General features: G+C 59.2%; 1 protein-coding gene. It reads left to right on the top strand.

Translation table 11 applies throughout. The annotated features are described in order from the left end of the window. Nucleotides 1-35: 35 nt before the first annotated feature. On the top strand, nucleotides 36-412 hold a 377-nt coding region (locus KDH83_RS31775), incomplete at its 3' end, for an AAA family ATPase (RefSeq protein ID WP_349291697.1).

Genomic DNA, 412 nt, shown 5'->3' with positions numbered 1-412 from the left:
AGCTGATACTGAGCACGACCGATCGGTTTGTTGGCGTGCAGGGACTGGCTGGGACAGGTAAATCGCACATGCTCGAGAAGATCAAGCAAACAGCGGAGGCGGCTGGATATGTGGTTCAGGCCGTGGCGTCGTATGGCAAACAGATCGAAGCGCTCCGAGACCTGGGAATTGAAGCAAAGACCGTCGCGTCGGTGCTCGAGGCCCGCCAAAAGGAGCGCTTCAAACTCGACGCACGGACAGTTCTGGTGATAGACGAGGCTGGCGTGGTCCCCACTCGGATCCTTGAACGACTGATGAAGATGGCCGAGGCGGACGGCGCGCGTGTCGTGATGATGGGCGATGTGGCACACGACGGCCATGCAGGGCAAACCAAAGCCATTGAGGCTGGTCGCCCATTTCACCAGCTGCTTGA

The organism is Achromobacter sp. Marseille-Q0513, from assembly GCF_018195695.1.
Taxonomy (GTDB): Bacteria; Pseudomonadota; Gammaproteobacteria; order Burkholderiales; family Burkholderiaceae_B; genus Achromobacter.
The sequence above is the reverse complement of the archived record's forward strand: the minus strand, read 5'-3'. Positions and strand labels throughout refer to the sequence as shown.